The 16735-nt window shown below is 64.2% G+C and carries 21 protein-coding genes; 15 read left to right on the top strand and 6 right to left on the bottom strand.

Annotated features, from left to right (window positions below):
* Positions 1–23: 23 nt before the first annotated feature.
* Positions 24–377, bottom strand: a complete 354-nt coding sequence (locus tag AC04PH_RS09475; protein WP_483065500.1) for a hypothetical protein — start codon at positions 375–377, stop codon at positions 24–26.
* 189 nt (positions 378–566) lie between these two features.
* Here AC04PH_RS09475 and AC04PH_RS09470 point away from each other — a divergent pair, with 189 nt between their 5' ends.
* The 7 genes from AC04PH_RS09470 to AC04PH_RS09440 all read left to right on the top strand — a co-directional run bounded on the left by AC04PH_RS09470 (position 567) and on the right by AC04PH_RS09440 (position 6339).
* A complete protein-coding gene (locus AC04PH_RS09470; RefSeq protein WP_483065499.1) occupies positions 567–1379 on the top strand; it encodes a 50S ribosomal protein L21 in 813 nt (270 codons plus the stop codon).
* 12 nt (positions 1380–1391) lie between these two features.
* Entirely contained in the window at positions 1392–1661 is a 270-nt protein-coding gene (rpmA, locus tag AC04PH_RS09465) for a 50S ribosomal protein L27 (RefSeq protein ID WP_483065498.1), read from the top strand.
* A 126-nt stretch (positions 1662–1787) separates the two neighbouring features.
* The gene (locus AC04PH_RS09460) at positions 1788–2351 is read left to right on the top strand and encodes a GNAT family N-acetyltransferase (RefSeq protein WP_483065497.1); all 564 of its coding nucleotides are present in this window, start codon (positions 1788–1790) and stop codon (positions 2349–2351) included.
* Positions 2351–2872 carry a GNAT family N-acetyltransferase gene (locus tag AC04PH_RS09455; protein WP_483065496.1) on the top strand — a complete coding sequence of 174 codons (522 nt, stop codon included), beginning with the start codon at positions 2351–2353 and terminating at the stop codon, positions 2870–2872. The genes AC04PH_RS09460 and AC04PH_RS09455 overlap by 1 nt, the downstream gene beginning before the upstream one ends.
* 38 nt (positions 2873–2910) lie before the next feature.
* Positions 2911–3969 carry a GTPase ObgE gene (gene obgE / locus AC04PH_RS09450; RefSeq protein WP_483065495.1) on the top strand — a complete coding sequence of 353 codons (1059 nt, stop codon included), beginning with the start codon at positions 2911–2913 and terminating at the stop codon, positions 3967–3969.
* On the top strand, positions 3957–5063 hold the full coding sequence (gene proB, locus AC04PH_RS09445) for a glutamate 5-kinase (RefSeq protein ID WP_483065494.1): 1107 nt from the start codon (positions 3957–3959) through the stop codon (positions 5061–5063). Before obgE ends, proB begins: the two co-directional genes overlap by 13 nt.
* Before the next feature lie 13 nt (positions 5064–5076).
* Positions 5077–6339 (top strand): glutamate-5-semialdehyde dehydrogenase, encoded by a 1263-nt coding sequence (locus AC04PH_RS09440; protein ID WP_483065493.1) that lies wholly within the window; start codon positions 5077–5079, stop codon positions 6337–6339.
* A 40-nt stretch (positions 6340–6379) separates the two neighbouring features.
* Here AC04PH_RS09440 and AC04PH_RS09435 read toward each other — a convergent pair whose 3' ends face one another.
* Positions 6380–6970 (bottom strand): histidine phosphotransferase family protein, encoded by a 591-nt coding sequence (locus tag AC04PH_RS09435; RefSeq protein WP_483065492.1) that lies wholly within the window; start codon positions 6968–6970, stop codon positions 6380–6382.
* Positions 6971–7002: 32 nt separating this feature from the next.
* On the opposite strand from AC04PH_RS09435, the gene AC04PH_RS09430 reads away from it, so the two are divergent.
* The 3 genes from AC04PH_RS09430 (at position 7003) to olsA (ending at position 8952) form a co-directional block, all read left to right on the top strand.
* Positions 7003–7194, top strand: a complete 192-nt coding sequence (locus AC04PH_RS09430; protein WP_483065491.1) for a DUF3553 domain-containing protein — start codon at positions 7003–7005, stop codon at positions 7192–7194.
* Positions 7195–7345: 151 nt separating this feature from the next.
* On the top strand, positions 7346–8113 hold the full coding sequence (gene olsB / locus AC04PH_RS09425; protein WP_483065490.1) for an L-ornithine N(alpha)-acyltransferase: 768 nt from the start codon (positions 7346–7348) through the stop codon (positions 8111–8113).
* Positions 8114–8124: 11 nt separating this feature from the next.
* A complete protein-coding gene (gene olsA, locus AC04PH_RS09420) occupies positions 8125–8952 on the top strand; it encodes a lyso-ornithine lipid O-acyltransferase (protein ID WP_483066177.1) in 828 nt (275 codons plus the stop codon).
* Here the strand turns inward: olsA and AC04PH_RS09415 are convergent.
* Positions 8914–9549, bottom strand: a complete 636-nt coding sequence (locus AC04PH_RS09415) for a thiamine phosphate synthase (protein WP_483065489.1) — start codon at positions 9547–9549, stop codon at positions 8914–8916. The genes olsA and AC04PH_RS09415 overlap by 39 nt on opposite strands.
* Positions 9550–9669: 120 nt before the next feature.
* Here AC04PH_RS09415 and AC04PH_RS09410 point away from each other — a divergent pair, with 120 nt between their 5' ends.
* The 4 genes from AC04PH_RS09410 (at position 9670) to AC04PH_RS09395 (ending at position 13987) form a co-directional block, all read left to right on the top strand.
* Positions 9670–10416 (top strand): RNA methyltransferase, encoded by a 747-nt coding sequence (locus tag AC04PH_RS09410; RefSeq protein WP_483065488.1) that lies wholly within the window; start codon positions 9670–9672, stop codon positions 10414–10416.
* A 251-nt stretch (positions 10417–10667) separates the two neighbouring features.
* Positions 10668–11201 carry a hypothetical protein gene (locus tag AC04PH_RS09405; RefSeq protein ID WP_483065487.1) on the top strand — a complete coding sequence of 178 codons (534 nt, stop codon included), beginning with the start codon at positions 10668–10670 and terminating at the stop codon, positions 11199–11201.
* Between the two features lie 174 nt (positions 11202–11375).
* The gene (ctaA, locus tag AC04PH_RS09400; protein WP_483065486.1) at positions 11376–12521 is read left to right on the top strand and encodes a heme A synthase; all 1146 of its coding nucleotides are present in this window, start codon (positions 11376–11378) and stop codon (positions 12519–12521) included.
* Positions 12518–13987: a carboxypeptidase M32 gene (locus AC04PH_RS09395; RefSeq protein WP_483065485.1), complete on the top strand. Its 1470-nt coding sequence runs from the start codon at positions 12518–12520 to the stop codon at positions 13985–13987. Before ctaA ends, AC04PH_RS09395 begins: the two co-directional genes overlap by 4 nt.
* Positions 13988–14114: 127 nt before the next feature.
* Here the strand turns inward: AC04PH_RS09395 and AC04PH_RS09390 are convergent, their stop codons facing one another.
* On the bottom strand, positions 14115–14897 hold the full coding sequence (locus AC04PH_RS09390; protein WP_483065484.1) for an enoyl-CoA hydratase: 783 nt from the start codon (positions 14895–14897) through the stop codon (positions 14115–14117).
* A gap of 52 nt (positions 14898–14949) precedes the next feature.
* Between AC04PH_RS09390 and AC04PH_RS09385 the strand changes: the two genes are divergently transcribed.
* Positions 14950–15375 carry a PaaI family thioesterase gene (locus tag AC04PH_RS09385; protein WP_483065483.1) on the top strand — a complete coding sequence of 142 codons (426 nt, stop codon included), beginning with the start codon at positions 14950–14952 and terminating at the stop codon, positions 15373–15375.
* On the opposite strand, the gene AC04PH_RS09380 is transcribed toward AC04PH_RS09385, so the two are convergent.
* Both AC04PH_RS09380 and AC04PH_RS09375 read right to left on the bottom strand, forming a co-directional pair.
* Entirely contained in the window at positions 15372–16412 is a 1041-nt protein-coding gene (locus AC04PH_RS09380) for a hypothetical protein (RefSeq protein ID WP_483065482.1), read from the bottom strand. The two genes, AC04PH_RS09385 and AC04PH_RS09380, sit on opposite strands and share 4 nt — an antisense overlap.
* The gene (locus AC04PH_RS09375) at positions 16409–16720 is read right to left on the bottom strand and encodes a hypothetical protein (RefSeq protein WP_483065481.1); all 312 of its coding nucleotides are present in this window, start codon (positions 16718–16720) and stop codon (positions 16409–16411) included. Before AC04PH_RS09375 ends, AC04PH_RS09380 begins: the two co-directional genes overlap by 4 nt.
* Positions 16721–16735 lie beyond the last annotated feature (15 nt).

The raw sequence follows: 16735 nt of genomic DNA, 5'->3' as shown, positions 1-16735 counted from the left end.
CGTCCGCACGGGTGTTGGCCGCGTCAGTTGCCATAGACCATCAGCGCGGTCACCAGCGCACCCGGACTGTTTTCATAAAGTCCCAGATCGCCCTGTAGCTGCGTGATGCGGGCAGGGCGGTCTAGTTGGGGGATGCCGGCGGCCTCCATCGCGTCGCCGAGGGTGTCGCCGCCCCCGGCACGGATGTCGGGGATGATCGTGTCGAACCCCGACTTCACGATCACCTCGACCCGGGCGCGGCGCTGGTTGTAGATCGCATTTTCGGTGGCAGATGTCAGGGCGTTGACCGGCAGCGCGAAGGGGTTGCCGAGGTGGTTCGCCTCGCCCGTGCAGGCGGCCAGCACGAACAGCGGAAAAACAAGGGCTTGGCGGCGCATCGGAGCCTCTTTCGCGGGTGGGTGTGCAAGGGGTTGACTTGCACACCATCTGCGCAGATAAGCCGCCATCCGTGCAAGGCACTTGTGCGGGAACATGCAGAAATACGCCGACAACGGCGCGCTGTCCAAAGGCACCGAACGCCCGGAACACCGGGGGCCTCAGAGACGCGGAAAACGAAGGAATATCATATGTTTGCGGTTCTCAAGACCGGTGGCAAACAGTACAAGGTCGCATCAGGCGACGTGCTGCGTGTCGAAAAACTGGATGCCGCCGCCGGCGACACCGTCCAGTTCAACGAGATTCTCATGATCGGTTCGACCGTCGGCACGCCCCTCGTGGCGGATGCGGGCGTTCAGGCCGAAGTCATCGACCAGATCAAGGGCGAAAAGACCATCAACTTCGTCAAGCGTCGCCGGAAGCACTCTTCCGCACGCAAGAAGGGCCACCGCCAGCAGCTGACGCTGGTGCGGATCGGCGACATCCTTGAAAAAGGTGCCGACAAGTCCGGCGTGAAAGCCGCACTGTCCGGTGCCGGTATCGCGCATGTCGTCAGCGACGGTCGCTATGCGATGAACAAGACCGACCAGGCCGAAATGGACCGCCGGGTCGAGGCAGGCGAGGCGAAAGCCAAATCCGCCGAGACGAAGCCCAAGAAGGCGGCACCGAAGAAAGACGACAGCACCAAGAAGGCCGCCGCACCCAAAAAGGCCGTCAAGACCGACAAGCCTGAGGTCGAGGCCGAAACACCCAACGCCGGCACCAAGCCCGCCAACCTGCTGAAAGAACCGCGCGGCGGTCAGGCCGACGATCTGAAAAAGATCTCCGGCGTCGGTCCCGCACTGGAAAAGAAGCTGCACGACAACGGTATTTTCCACTTCGACCAGGTTGCCGCTTGGACAAAGGAAGAAATCGCCTATATGGATGACCAACTGTCGTTCAAAGGCCGGATCGAACGCGACGAGTGGCTCAAGCAGGCCGCCGAACTCGCAAAAGACGCATAAGGAGAGACACCGATGGCACACAAGAAAGCAGGCGGTTCATCCCGTAACGGGCGCGACTCGGCCGGGCGTCGCCTTGGCGTCAAGAAATTCGGCGGTGAGGCCGTGATCCCGGGCAATATCATCATGCGCCAGCGCGGCACAAAGATGTGGCCGGGCGCCAACGTCGGCATGGGCAAGGATCACACGATCTTCGCCACCGTCGAAGGCAACGTCCAGTTCCACAAGGGCCTCAAGGGCCGCACCTTTATTTCGGTCGTCCCGGTCGCGGAGGCGGCGGAGTAAACCGAAAATTCCAAGGTAACGCATTTGGGGGGATCGGTGAAAACCGGTCCCCTTACTTTTTCATCCTTTCGTCACGATATGGATGCAATGGAAGACGACCCCGGTTTTTCGAGGAGGGAAAACCAGATGATGCACCACACCATTGCGACGCCCGATCTGGCCGCAGCGAACACACAACTGTCGATCACCACGGATCGCTTCCTGCTGCGCCCACTGCGCCGGTCCGATGCCGGGCTGCTTGCGATGTATGCCAGCGACGAACGCATCGCGCGTGGCACCCGTGCGATGCCGCATCCGCTGCCCCCCGGCGTGGTAGAGGCGATGATCGACCGCGCCAGCGCCCCCGACCGGACAGAGGATATCTGGATTCTCGACGGCACCGCCGTTTTCGGGGCAGAGGCACTGGGCATCGTCAGTCTGGAGAGGATGGACCGGGGCCAATCCGAAATCTATTACTGGATCGCGCCCGCCTTCTGGAACATCGGTCTGGCGACGGAAGCCGTGCGCGCGTTGCTCGCCGCCAATCCCCACAACGCCCGGCGCATCTTTGCCGAGGCGTTTCAGGACAACCCGCAATCCGCCCGCGTGCTGACCAACGCCGGGTTTGATTATCTGGGCGACGCCGAGGCCTACTCCGTCTCGCGCCAGGCCGTCCTGCCGACCTGGACCTACACGATGAAGCTGGGGTGATGGGACGGTCGCATCTGTCGACCGACCGGCTTCACCTGCGGCCGCTTGTCATGGACGATGCGGCGCAGGTTACGGCAATGATCGCAGACTATGAGATCTGCAAATGGCTGACCCGCGCGCCGTATCCCTATACGCTTTCCGACGCGGAAGAATTTCTGACCAGCCAGCACGACAAGGCGGGCGTTGTCTGGGCAATCACCCAAGATGACCGGCTTGTGGGCGTGATCGGAACCAAAGGCGAGTTTGGCTATTGGCTCGGTCGGCCGTTCTGGGGGCGGGGTTTCATGTCAGAGGCGGCAACGGCGGTCGTTGACGACTGGTTTGACGATCCGGGCGCTCTGGACATGATCTCGGGGCATTTCGTCGGCAACGTGGCCTCGCGCACCGTTTTGCTGCGGCTCGGTTTTGTCGATACACACGCGGAAACTGTGCATTCTGTGGCGCAGGGCAAGGACGTGCCGCTGCAACGCATGGCGCTCACCCGCGACCGCTGGCACACCTTGAGAAACGCCGCGCGATAGCTTACCTGCGGCGCTGACCCTTTCAGAAAGCCCGTCCGATGAAATTCCTCGATCTTTGCAAGGTCTATATCCGCTCCGGCGGCGGTGGCGCGGGCTGTGTGTCGTTCCGGCGCGAGAAGTTCATCGAATACGGCGGGCCCGATGGCGGCGACGGTGGCAACGGTGGTTCGGTCATCGCAGAGGCCGTGGACGGGCTGAACACGCTGATCGACTTTCGCTATCAGCAGCACTATTTCGCGCAATCCGGCCAGCACGGCATGGGCAGCCAGCGCACAGGCAAGACGGGCGAGGATATCGTGCTGCGCGTGCCCGTGGGCACCGAAATCCTCGACGAGGATCAGGAGACGGTCATCGCCGACCTCACGGAAGTGGGGCAGCGTGTCACGCTGGCCAAGGGCGGCAACGGTGGCTGGGGCAACCTGCATTTCAAATCCGCCACCAATCAGGCTCCGCGCCGCGCCAACGCCGGGCAAGAGGGGATCGAACGCACGCTATGGCTCCGGCTGAAGCTCATTGCCGATGCAGGGCTTCTGGGCCTGCCCAACGCTGGCAAATCCACCTTCCTTGCCGCCACGTCGAACGCGCGGCCCAAGGTCGCCGATTATCCCTTCACGACGCTGGTGCCGAACCTGGGCGTCGTCGGTGTCGACAACGTGGAATTCGTCGTGGCCGACATCCCCGGCCTGATCGAGGGCGCGTCGGAGGGCAAGGGGCTGGGCGATCTGTTCCTTGGCCACGTGGAACGCTGTTCGGTCCTGCTGCATCTGGTCGACGGCACCTCCGGCGACCCGATGCGCGACTATCAGACCATCGTCACGGAAATCGAATCCTATGGCGACATTCTGGGTGACAAGCCCCGTGTGACCGCGCTCAACAAGATCGACGCGCTGGACGAGGAGGAGCGCGCCTTTCTGAAATCGGAGATGGAAGCGGTGACCGGCGGCGAAGTGCTGCTGATGTCCGGCGTGACGGGCGAAGGCGTGACAGAGGTGCTGCGCGCATTGCGCGACCGGATCGACGCCGATCGTTTGCGCCACCGCAAGGAAACCCGCACCGAGGACGAGGCGGCGGCAGAGGACGCGCCATGGCGACCCTGAGCGATGCGCGACGTCTGGTCGTCAAGATCGGCTCGGCGCTGCTCGTCGACCGGGACACCGGCGTTCTGCGCGCCGATTGGCTGCAGGCACTGGCCGACGATGTCGCTGCGATCCGCAAGCGCGGCACGGATGTGATACTGGTGTCCTCCGGCTCCATCGCGCTCGGGCGCGGCGTGCTGGGGCTCGGCACCGGTCTGTTACCGCTGGAACAGTCGCAAGCCGCGGCGGCCGTCGGTCAGATCAGGCTGGCGCGCGCCTACGAGGATGCGCTCGGGCTGCACGGCATCGTCACGGCGCAGGTTCTGGTCACACTCGAAGACTCCGAGAACCGCAAGCGTTACCTCAACAGCCGCGCCACGATGGAAACGCTGCTTGGGTTGGGCGTCACCCCCATCGTCAACGAAAACGATACCATCGCGACGGACGAAATCCGCTACGGCGACAACGACCGGCTGGCGGCGCAGGTCGCCGTCACCGTCGGCGCGGATCAGCTTGTGCTGCTTTCGGATGTCGATGGCTTCTACGCCGAAAATCCCTACATCAACAGTGCCGCTCAACGGTTTGATACTATTGACGATATCTCCCCCGAGATCGAGGCGATGGCGGGCGATGCCGGGTCGGGCCTGTCCAAGGGCGGTATGAAGACGAAGATCATGGCCGCGCGCGTCGCGACAGAGGCGGGCTGCGCCATGGCGATCAGTCTGGGGAGCGTCATGCACCCGTTACGGGCGCTGGCCGATGGCGCGCCCTGCACATGGTTCACCGCCCAGACCGACCCGCAGGCGGCGCGCAAACGTTGGATCGCCACGATGAAGCCGCGCGGGCAGATGGTCGTCGACGGCGGTGCGCTGACTGCGTTGCAGGGCGGCAAAAGCCTGCTGCCGGCGGGCGTGACGGCCGTCAGCGGAACGTTCGGTCGGGGCGATCCGGTGACGATCCACGATCCGCAGGGTGGGCAGATCGGCATCGGGCTGACCCGATACACCAGCGCCGAGGCGCGGCAGATCATGGGTCAGCAATCTGCTGATATCGCCGCGATCCTGGGCTACAAGGGACGCGCGGCCCTGATTCACCGCGACGACATGGTTCTTTAGGGGGACTTTCACGATGAACACGCAGGACACCATCGGCCCCATGATGGCTGAAATCGGCGAACGGGCGCGGTCAGCGGCGGTCACGCTGGCCTCTGCCACTGCGGCGGCGAAGCGGCAGGCTCTGGAGCAGGCGGCGGACATCATGTGGACGCGGCGCGCCGACATCATCGCCGCCAACAAAAAAGACCTCGCGTTCGGTGCGGAGAAAGGACTGTCGCCCGCGATGATGGACCGTTTGATGCTGGACGAAAGTCGCGTTCAGGGCATCGTGGATGGCCTGCGGGCCGTGGCCGCGCAGGACGATCCGGTCGGTGCGGTGGTCGATGAATGGACTCGGCCCAACGGGCTGCACATCCGCCGCGTGCGCACCCCCATCGGCGTGATCGGCGTGATCTACGAGAGCCGCCCCAACGTCACCGCCGATGCAGGCGCATTGTGTCTGAAATCCGGCAACGCGGTGATCCTGCGCGGCGGATCGGAGAGCCTGCATTCCGCCACCGCGATCCATGGCTGCATGGTCGAAGGCCTGCGTGCCGCTGGGTTGCCGGAAAGCGCGATCCAGCTGGTGCCCACACGTGACCGCGCCGCCGTCACCGCGATGCTGCAGGCCACCGACCATATCGACGTGATCGTCCCGCGCGGCGGCAAGGGCCTGGTCGGACTGGTGCAACGCGAGGCACGGGTACCCGTATTCGCCCACCTCGAAGGCATCTGTCACGTCTATGTCGACGGCAGCGCCGACCCAGATAAGGCGCGGCGCGTGCTTTTGAACGCCAAGACCCGGCGGACGGGCATCTGCGGCTCCGCCGAATGCGTGCTGATCGACCGGGCTTTTTCGGAGCGTCACGGCGTCGGATTGATCGCCGATCTCGTGGCGGCGGGTGTCGAGGTGAGGGCCGACGACAGCCTGTCATTCGATGGCAAGATCGCCGCGCAACCCGATGATTTTGGGCGGGAATTCCTCGACATGATCATCGCCGCGAAACAGGTCGATGGTCTTGACGCGGCGATTGCGCATATCCGGCAATATGGCTCGAACCATACCGACGCAATCATCGCGGAGGACGATGCGGTGGCGGATCGCTTCTTTGGCGAACTCGACAGCGCGATCCTGATGCGCAACGCCTCGACACAATTTGCCGATGGCGGCGAATTTGGCATGGGCGCGGAAATCGGTATCGCCACCGGCAAGCTGCACGCGCGCGGCCCGGTCGGCGCGACGCAACTGACCAGCTTCAAATATCTGGTGACGGGTGACGGCACCGTCAGACCCTGAGGACGACACGGCCAACCGACCATGCGCAGGGCGGGCAGCGTTAGAACCGGGCGCTGATCTCGCTCTCCTGCAGGTCGAGCGTCAGCGCGCGCCCCGTCTCCGTCAGGACCGAAGGCAGCATCGCGAACTGGACCTGCGCGGGTGTGTGGTCGAACCGCAGGCGCGGATTGGTGAGCGGGGCCCAAAGATCGGGGTCGACCTTGATCCGCGGGCCGGTCGCGGTCAGCCGCCATTCGTCGCCGACCATGGAGACGTGGATGTCGCCACCTGCGGGAAATGCGCTTTCAAAGCACTGCACAAGCAGGAACGCGATGCGCACATGAGCGCGCGGCTGGTCGCCGTCGATCTGCCAGAAATAGGTGAAACGCCCGCCACGGGCCGCGGCTGACAAAACCGAAAGCACCTCGGACCGGGTCGTCGTCTGATCCGGCCGTGCGGCGCCATATGCGATGCGGAAAAACCTGATCCGTGCGTTCGCATTGTCGACGCTTTCGCCGATCAGGGTCATCTCGGCACCCGGCGCATCACCGGTCAGCGACAGCAACTCGACCCCGTTGCTAATGGCCCCCAATGGGCTAATGAGGTCGTGACAGATACGAGACCCGACAAGGGCCGCCAGATCGGTGCGCATATTGGGTTTACTTTCCAAAGGGAGATTTCGCCATGTCCATGGAGTTGAACAGCGTGCTTGCGCCGGGCATGCTCGTGCGCCATCCGGACAGGCCGGACTGGGGCGTCGGGCAGGTGCAATCCAACATCGCGGGCCGGATCACGGTCAACTTTCGTGAGACCGGCAAGGTCGTGGTCGATGGGCGGCAGATCATACTCGAACTCGTGTATCAGGATGACGGGTAATGCAATCCAAGGTGGAGTTCGCATACTCAAAGTCAATCAATAAGTGTCATTGTCCTGCCAAAAGGTTGCGAAGCCGTGACCGGGTTCGTAAATTCCTCGGGTCGGCGCGGCGGTTGCGCCTGACTGTGGCAGACAGGAACCGGGCCGTGTCATGAATACGTTGCCGTCACACCTCGACGTGTGCCTCGCCACGTCGGAGGCGCTTGTCACGGCGGCGCAACGGTTGCGCTACGCCGTGTTTATCGAGGAAATGGGTGGTGACGGGCCGCTCGTCGACCATGCCGCACGTCTTGACCGCGACCGGTTCGACGATGTCGCTGATCAACTCGTGCTGATCGACCGTGCCCGTCCCGCAGACGCTTGCGTCGTGGGCGTTTACCGCCTGATCACTGCGGAAGCGGCCGCCCGGGCAGGTGGATTTTATTCCGCCGCCGAATACAATCTGACGCCGCTTCTGTCGTCGGGGCGCAGGTTGCTGGAACTCGGGCGGACCTGTCTGCACCCCGACTACCGGGGCGGCCCTGGGATGTTCCAGCTCTGGTCGGCGCTCGCCCGGATCGTGGCGGCACAGAAGGTCGAAATCCTGTTCGGGGTAGCGTCTTTCGCGGGGACCGATCAGGAAGCACTCGCGCTGCCGCTGTCCCATCTTCACCACGACCATATCGCGCCGCCCGATCTACGCCCGCGGGTGATCGACGGTGCGCCGATGAACCGGTTGGACCCGGACAGCATCGACCGCAAAAGCGCGCTGCGGGCCGTGCCGCCACTGATCCGGGCGTACTTGCGTCTGGGCGGCATGGTCGGCGACGGCGCGTTCGTCGATCATGGCGCGAACACCACGGATGTCTGCATGATCCTCGATCTTGAGAAAATGCCGGATCGCCAGCGCGCGCTGTATCTGGGCGGTGGTACCACGTGACCCCGACCTGGATGTCCGACAGCGATGCGCCCGCGCACAGACCGTTGGGTTTTCGCGACTGGGTCAGGGTGGTGCGGCGCGGGCTACCGCTGATTCTGCTCGTCTTCACCGGGCTGCTGGTCCTGTTGGCCGTGCGCCTGGTCGAGCGTCCGCTGCACGGCATCAACCGCCCGTGGACACCGCACATTACCCAGTTCGTCTGTCGCAATGCGTTCCGTATCCTCGGTCTGACCTATCGCACCAAAGGGCAGATCATGGCCGGGCCGGGGGCTGTCGTAGCGAACCATTCATCCTGGCTGGATATCTTCGCGCTCAACGCATCGAAGCGGATCTATTTCGTGTCCAAGGACGAGGTCGCCGGCTGGCCCGGGATCGGCTGGCTGGCGCGCGCGACCGGCACCGTCTTCATCCGCCGCGACCGGCGCGAGGCGGCGGGACAGGTGGCGCTGTTCAGGGCGCGGCTGGGGGCCGGGCACAAGCTGCTTTTTTTTCCTGAAGGCACATCGACCGACGGGCTGCGGGTGTTGCCGTTCAAACCGACGCTTTTTGCCGCGTTCTTCGATCCGGCGTTGCGCGACACGCTGGCGATCCAGCCGGTGACGGTGCAGTACCACGCGCCAGCGGGTGAGGATGCGCGGTTTTACGGCTGGTGGGGCGAGATGGCGCTGGCGCCGCATCTGCTGTCCACGCTGGCGGCCAAGCCGCAGGGGCAGGTGGTCGTTGTCTATCACCCTCCCGTCGCGGTGCGCGATTACGCAGACCGCAAGGCACTGGCGCGTGCGCTGGAAGACGCTGTGCGATCAGGCCTCGACCATCATCGCATCGCGCAACAGCCGTAGCGCCGCGACGGGATCGTCCTGTCGCCAGATTTCATCGCCGATGCCGAAGAAATCGCTGTGCGGGGCAAGGCTGCGGATCAGATCGGCGTCGAGCGCGCCTTCGGCCACCACCGGCACTTCGATCATCATCGACCACCACTGGAACAACTCCAGCTCGGCACGGCTGCCGTCGCCGAGTGCTGTTGTGCCCGCCGGGCCAAAACTGACGTAATCGGCCCCCAACTCACCCGCGGTCATGCCGTCATGCCGCGACGTGCCGCAAAAGGCCCCCACGATGGCATCGGCCCCCAGCGCCTTGCGGACCTTGGCGACAGAGCGCGCGCTGTCGGTCAGGTGCACACCGTCGAGGCCCAGCCGTTCGACCATCTGCACGTGGGTCTCGATCACCAGTGCCACGTCGCGGGCGTGGGTCACCTCGCGCAGGGCGTCGGCGGCCTTCGCGATCCGCTCCTCGTCGCGCAGGCCGGAGGCCAGCCGCACGCAGCCCACCTCGACCGCGTCCAAACAGGCGGCGAGCCGGTCGGGGAACGTCGCGAGATCGAACTCCGGCGGGGAAATCAGATAGATTTGCGGATTTACATCTTCGCTGTCGGTCATGGGTGCACCCGGTCTTTGCGCGTTGGTTCGCGTCGTCTTAGCGGGGTTTGGCGGGCTTGACCATTGCGGGTGCGGGGCGGGGCGCGTATCAGGCGGCAGCTTTCGCCAGATGGATCACCGATGCCCAGCGCCACCCCGCAGCCCGCCTTCGTCCTCGTCCGCCCGCAGATGGGCGAAAACATCGGGGCCGCGGCCCGTGCGATGTGGAATTTCGGGCTGGAGCGCATGCGCATCACCGACCCGCGCGACGGCTGGCCCAACCAGAAGGCCGTGGCCATGGCCAGCGGGGCGGGCCGCCTGCTGGACGAGGCGCAGATCAGCGGGACCACGGCGGAGGCCATCGCCGATTGTTCGTTCGTCTATGCCACGACGGCGCGCCAACGCGACCTGACCAAGCCGGTGTTCACGCCCGAGGCCGCGATGGTGGACGCGCGCGACCGGATCGCGGCGGGCGAAAACGTGGCCGTCCTGTTCGGCCCGGAACGCGCGGGGCTGGAAAACGACGACATCGCGCGGGCCAACGCGATCATTTCCGTGCCGGTGAACCCGAAGTTCCCGTCGCTCAACCTTGGCCAATGCGTGCTGTTGACAGGATACGAATGGCAACGCGCCACATCCGATGCCGCGCCCGTCACGACGCATCTGCCCGGCGACTGGGCCACCCAGACCGAGATCGAGAAACTCGGCGCGCATTACGAGGAACGACTGGAAGACGCCGGTTTCTTCTTCCCCGCCCACAAGGCCGACAGCATGAAGGTCAACCTGCGCAACCTCTGGTCCCGCATGCCGCTCACCCAAGCCGACGTGCGCATGCTGCACGGCGTGATGCGGCAGATGGTGCGGTGGAAGGAGCGGGGTGGTGGGTAGGGGGGGTGCCACGATGTGATTAAGCTAAGGATTGGGGCGACCAAAATTCTTTCGACAAGTCTCAGCGAAAGTCAGGGATGAGCCCTAAAGGAACCGATGCTGCACAGTTTTCAGATGACCGATTTAACCCAGGCTTGACGTTCCACCTTTCGCATAGCCATCCATGTTGTACTGCCTATTTTGTCTTTGCGCACAAGCCGATATAGACTATCTATTCTATCAGTATGCGACGCCCAAATACTCTGTACATATTGACTGCGACAGCGGCGGCATTCTCACTCTTTTTGGGAATCTTCCACTTAGCGCGGGCGGGTTTACCAACAGCTGATGTAATTGCACGGCAGACGGCGAACCGACCAATTGTCCAAGTCGCAGAATTCAGCCCCGGTGAAGTAGCTATTTTATCGCTGAATAACCAAATGGTGCTAGTCTGGAGACGCAATGAGGCTGATAGGACACTTGCAGTAAGCCAAAACGTACCAGATGACTGGCGACATCAAAACTCAAGGGTTATGGGTAGAGCGGAACCTGTCTTTGCTGACGATTCAAATTTGACGTTGGATAATGAATGGTTTTTTGCGTCGGTCGATTTTTCCAACCCATATCAATATCTATTGCTAAGAGCAGGTGACTTTGAAGGCTTCTTTGAGGGCCGGTATGCCGCTCACTTTGACTTGGCAGGACGGATAAGAAAAGGCGGCGGGAGCGAGAACCTGACCATCATCGAAGCCGAGTATGTTGACGACGGGCAAAGAATCCAACTCTTTCTTGAGGGAAGACCTTAAAGCCGACATTCGCGCACCTGCTGCAAATTCACACTTCCTCGCGCACTGCCCTCATTCGACCGGCCCCCCTGACAGCGCATCCCCAAAGCCCCCTGCGCCCCCACACCGCACCCATCCCGGCTTGCCCCCTGCGTCCGCCGGACCTAGGTTGCGCGCAAGATCGAGGAGACGCCGATGGCCAACAAACCCCGCAGCATTTTCGAAGATGTCGGCACCACGCAAAAGCAGGTGGCGGCTCCCGGCGGGATCGACCGGGGCGGGCAGGGCGCGCGGGGGGCGATCCGGGGGTGGCTTGTGGCGCTTTTCGCGCTTGTCGCGGTGATGATCGTCGTGGGCGGGCTGACGCGGCTGACGGATTCGGGGCTGTCGATCACCGAATGGGCGCCGGTCACCGGTGCTGTCCCGCCGCTGTCTGAGGCCGACTGGCAAACCGAGTTCGACAAATACAAAGAGATACCCGAATACCAGTTGCAGAACGCCGGCATGACGCTGGCGGAGTTCAAGACGATCTACTGGTGGGAATGGGGCCACCGGCAGCTGGGCCGGGTGATCGGGCTGGTCTGGGCCGTGGGCTTCGTCTGGTTTCTGGCGACCCGGAAGATCCCCAAGGGCTGGACCGGGCGGCTTTTGTTCGTCGGCGCGCTTGGCGGTCTGCAAGGCGCGATCGGCTGGTGGATGGTCCACAGCGGGCTGCAGGCGGGGATGCTGGATGTCGCCTCCTACCGGCTGGCCACGCATCTGGGGCTGGCCTTCGTCATCTTCGGGTTTCTGGCCTGGTATATCCTGCGGCTGTCGCGCCGCAGCAGCGATCTGTTGCAGGCCCGGCGGTCGGGTGATGCAAAGCTCGCCGGGCTGACGACCGCGCTGATCGTCGTCGCTTTCCTGCAAATCCTCATCGGCGCATTGGTCGCGGGGATCGACGCGGGCCGCACCTATCCCGACTGGCCGCTGATGGCCGGTGAATTCTTTCCGCCGCAGCCCTTCATGCTGGAGCCTGTCTGGCGCAACTTCTTTGAAGACGAGGGGCTGGTGCAGTTCATGCACCGGATGGCGGGATATTTCCTGTTCGCCTTCGGTTTCGTCGTCTGGCGCAACTCCCGCCGCAACGGCAACGCGCAAACACGGTTCGCCTACAACGCGATGATGGCGATGCTGGTGGTGCAGATGCTGCTGGGCATCATGACGCTGATCTATTCCGCGCCCTGGCACTGGGCGATCATTCACCAGCTGGGGGCTGTCGTGCTCTGGGTGCTGGTGCTGCGCGCGCGGTTCCTGGCGCGCTACCCTTATCCGCAATCCGTGAGAGGAAAAGCCGCATGAGCGCCTATGACGATCTGATGCAGTTCCAGCGCGAGACCGAGGCGCTGAGCCAGGTCGCCGGCCGTCTGGGCTGGGACCAGGAAACCGTGATGCCGGAAGGTGCCGCCCCGCAACGGGCCGAGGAACACGCCGCCATGAGCCGCGTGCTGCACGCCCGCCGGATCGACCCGCGCGTGGGGGACTGGCTGGAGAAGGCAGAGGCCGCGGACGAGGTGGCGGCGGCGAATTTGCGGCTGATCCGGCGTGAGTATGAGAAGACAGCGAAGGTCCCCGCCGATCTCGCTGCGGCGATCGCAAAGACCACGTCGCTGGCGCATCGGATCTGGGCGGCGGCGCGCGCGTCCGGGGATGTGGCATCCTTTCTGCCCATTCTGTCCGAGGTCGTGGACCTGATGCGCGAAAAGGCCGCCGCCACGGCAGGCGACGCGGACCCTTACGACGCGCTGCTGGACGACTACGAACCGGGGGCGACGGGGGCCGACCTCGCCGCGATGTTCGACGCCCTGCGCCCGCGTCTGGTGGATCTGCGGGCGGCGATTCTGGACAGGCCCGCGCCGCCCGCCTTGGCCCAGGCCTTTGACGAGGCAGGCCAATTGGCACTGTCCGAAAAGCTTGCCACCGCCTTCGGCTACGACCGCACCTTCGGGCGCATCGACAAGGCGGTGCATCCGTTCTCCTCGGGCTCCGGCCTCGACGTGCGGATCACCACGCGGACCAGCCCGATGGACCCGTTCAACTGCTTCTATTCCACGATCCATGAGGTCGGGCACGCGGGCTATGAGCAGAATATCGACCGCGACTACCTGCTGTCGCCGCTGGGGCAGGGCGTGTCGATGGGCGTGCACGAGAGCCAGAGCCGGATCTACGAGAACCAGCTGGGCCGCTCCCGCGCGTTCACCGGCTGGCTTTATGGCCAGATGCGTGACCGGTTCGGCGATTTCGGGATCGCGGACGAGGATACGTTCTATGCCTGCGTGAACCGCGTGGCGGACGGGTTCATCCGCACAGAGGCCGACGAGGTGCAGTATAACCTGCATGTCCTGCTACGCTTCGATCTGGAGCGGGCGCTGATGAGCGGCGATCTGGCGGTCGGCGATCTGGAAGCCGCATGGAACGACCGCTTCGCGGCCGATTTCGGCTATGCGGTCGACAAGCCGTCCAACGGGCTGTTGCAGGATGTGCACTGGTCCGAGGGGCTGTTTGGCTATTTCCCGACCTACACGCTAGGCAACGTCTATGCCGGGTGTCTGCATGACGCACTGCGCGCGGCGGTGCCGACGCTGGACGACGACCTTGCGGCGGGGGACGCCACGACCGCCGTGGCATGGCTGCGCGAGAACGTGCAGAGGCACGGTGGATTGTATACGCCGCGCGATACGATTGCCCGCGCGACCGGGCAGGATCCGTCTGAAGGACCGCTGCTGGACTATCTGGAGGCGAAGTTCGGCGACATCTACGGGCTTTGACCTCACGGAGCGGCTGCACCGCACGAAATTCTTGGGGATTTGGCCCTGACGGGCCAATTGGAGGTTTTGCACCTCCAAGCCTCCGCAAGGTATTTCCGACCAGAAGAAGAGAAGCGCGCCGCCGGTGTCAGGCCCAGTCGGGCGCGCGCTTTTCCAGGAACGCTGCTATGCCTTCGGCGGTGTCGTCGTTGGTCATGTTCGCGACCATGACGTCGCCGGTATAGGTATAGGCCTGATCGAGCGGCATCTGCGCCTGCGCATAGAACGCCTGTTTGCCGGTGGCGACCGCACTTGCCAGTTTGCCTGCGATGGTGGCGGCAAGATCGCGGGTTGCGCGATCAAGGTCAGCGGCGGGGACGGATGTGTTGATCAGGCCCAGCGTCTGCGCTTCCTGCGCAGATACGAAACGCCCGGTGGTGAGCATTTCGAAGGCCTGCTTGCGCGGGATGTTGCGGGTCAGCGCGACCATGGGCGTAGAGCAGAACAGGCCGATGTTCACCCCGTTCACGCCGAATTTCGTGTCGTCCGCGGCGACAGCCAGATCGCAGGTGGCGACCAGTTGGCAGCCCGCCGCCGTCGCCAGCCCGTGGACCTGCGCGATCACCGGTTGCGGGATCGTCTGGACGCGCTGCATCAGTGCGGCACAGCGGTCGAAGAGGTTCCTGAGCTTTGCCGCACCCTTGTCGGGCTGCTGACGAGCCACCTGCATCTCGCGCAGGTCGTGGCCCGCGCAGAACGCCTTTCCGGCCCCTTTCAGGATCACCGCGCGGATCGCATTCTCGGCCGCGATATCGTCCAGCGCGCCATGCAGGGCCGCGATCATCGCGTCGGACAGCGCGTTGAGATTGGCGGGCGTGTTCATCGTCAGCGTGGCGACGCCGTCGCTGTCGTTGCGGTCCAATATTGTCATTGCGCGCCCTCCGTGCTGTCCTGCGCGAAACTCTATGGCAGGGAGAGCCGCGATGGAACCGAAGATGACCGTGCCCGAGATGGAGGCGTTTCTGGCCGCCGAGTTTCCGCAGATCGACGGGGATTTCGCCATCGAGCGGATCACGGCGGAAGGCTGCGATGTGCGGCTTGTCGTGGCGGAGCGGCACCTGCGCCCGGGCAACACCGTTTCGGGGCCGTCGATGTTCGCGCTGGCCGATGTGGGCATGTATATCGCCGTGATGTCGCGGATCGGCCCTGTCGGGCTGGCGGTGACCACGAATTGCAGCATCGACTTCATGCGCAAGCCCGCGGCCGGGGTCGATATGATCGGCGAGGCGCGGCTGTTGAAACTGGGGCGGGTGCTGGCAGTAGGGGATGTGCTGATCCGCTCGGTCGGGATGTCGGAGCCTGTGGCGCGCGCCTCGCTGACCTATTCGATCCCCAAACACGCAGGTTAGAGCGCGCCCGTAGCCCCCCAAACCCAGCCGAACGCGATGACCGCGGCACTGGCCAGCGCCGATAATGCGGCCAGTTTCCAGGTCGAGAACGGCCGCTCTCCGAAGGTGCGGCCATGGATGCCGCAGGTCACGATCTTCATCGGCTTGCCGCCGTAGCGATAGTGCAGAATCCAGACCGGCAGCAGGATCCGGCGGTAGCGGATACCGCTGGTATGGGTCTTGTAGCTGACGTCGGTGATGCGCGATTTTCCCGAATGGCGTTTGATCCGGTTGCGGATCAGCAGGCGCTTGTCGCGCGCGTTGGCCTGCAATCCTTCGCGCACCGATTGCTGGTGCCGCTCCGCGGCAAAGCCGGACAGGAAGGCGGGGGTGTAGGGGCGCAGGGCGTAGGGGTCGAAGTCATGCAGTATCCCGTCGCGGATCAGCGGCGTGACATGGTGCGAGGCTGGCATCAGCAGGTCGTCGAAGCGGATTTTCATCGCGTCGCTGAACCGGCGCGTGACCCAGTTCTTGCCCTGTTTGACCCGGTAGGACACCGTGTAGTCGACCGCCTCGTCACTGTCGAAGGTCCAGAACGGTACGTAGATGCCCGCGACGCGGCAAGTCTCGACGACGCGGCGCAGGTCATTGGGTGCCGCGATGCGGTCTCCGGCCCAGGCAATTGCGCGGTCCTGTGCGCGGTCCCCTGTCAGGCGGAACGGGATCAGGCCAAGGGTTTCATAGCTGGCCGCCTGTTCGGTCAGCACCATCGGCCCGTCGCAATAGGCGCAGCGGGTCGTCAGCGCCGGACCTTCGAATAGCGCTTCGCCGCCGCAGGTCTCGCACCGGTGCACGGTGGCCTGGTCGACGACCTTCTGTTCGGTGTGCGGCAGGTCGGGGTGATAGTGGAATTCGGCCGCCGCGTCTGTGCCGGTCTCCACCGCGATCGGGTGCGTGGCTCCGCAGCTTTGGCAGGACAGCTTTCCGGTTTCGGGCGCGAAGACGCATTGGCCGGCGCAGGACGGGCATTGCAGGGCGGATTGCGCGACGGCGCTCAATCGTCCGACCCCAGGGCGGCAAGGATTTCCAGCAGGATCTGCAGCCGCAGCATCGCCCGGTCGATGGCCGCACCCAGATCGCCGAATGTCGCCCAGTCGCCCAGCACGGTGGCCACGAACCATGTGGCCATAGCCCAAAGCACGATGATCATCCAACCGGACATAGAGCGCAGGAAACCCGCGGACCCGTGCTTCAACCCGTGCTTTGCCTCGCGCATCACGATGATCTTGCGGATCGGCGCGATACCGGCCGCAGTCGCGAGAGCGAGCAGGACTGCGCCAAAAAGATAGGGGAGGTAATCGTCCAAGTGTTCACGCCGTCT

Source organism: Yoonia sp. KMU-150 (genome assembly GCF_056858355.1).
This window is presented reverse-complemented; position numbering and strand designations above follow the sequence as displayed.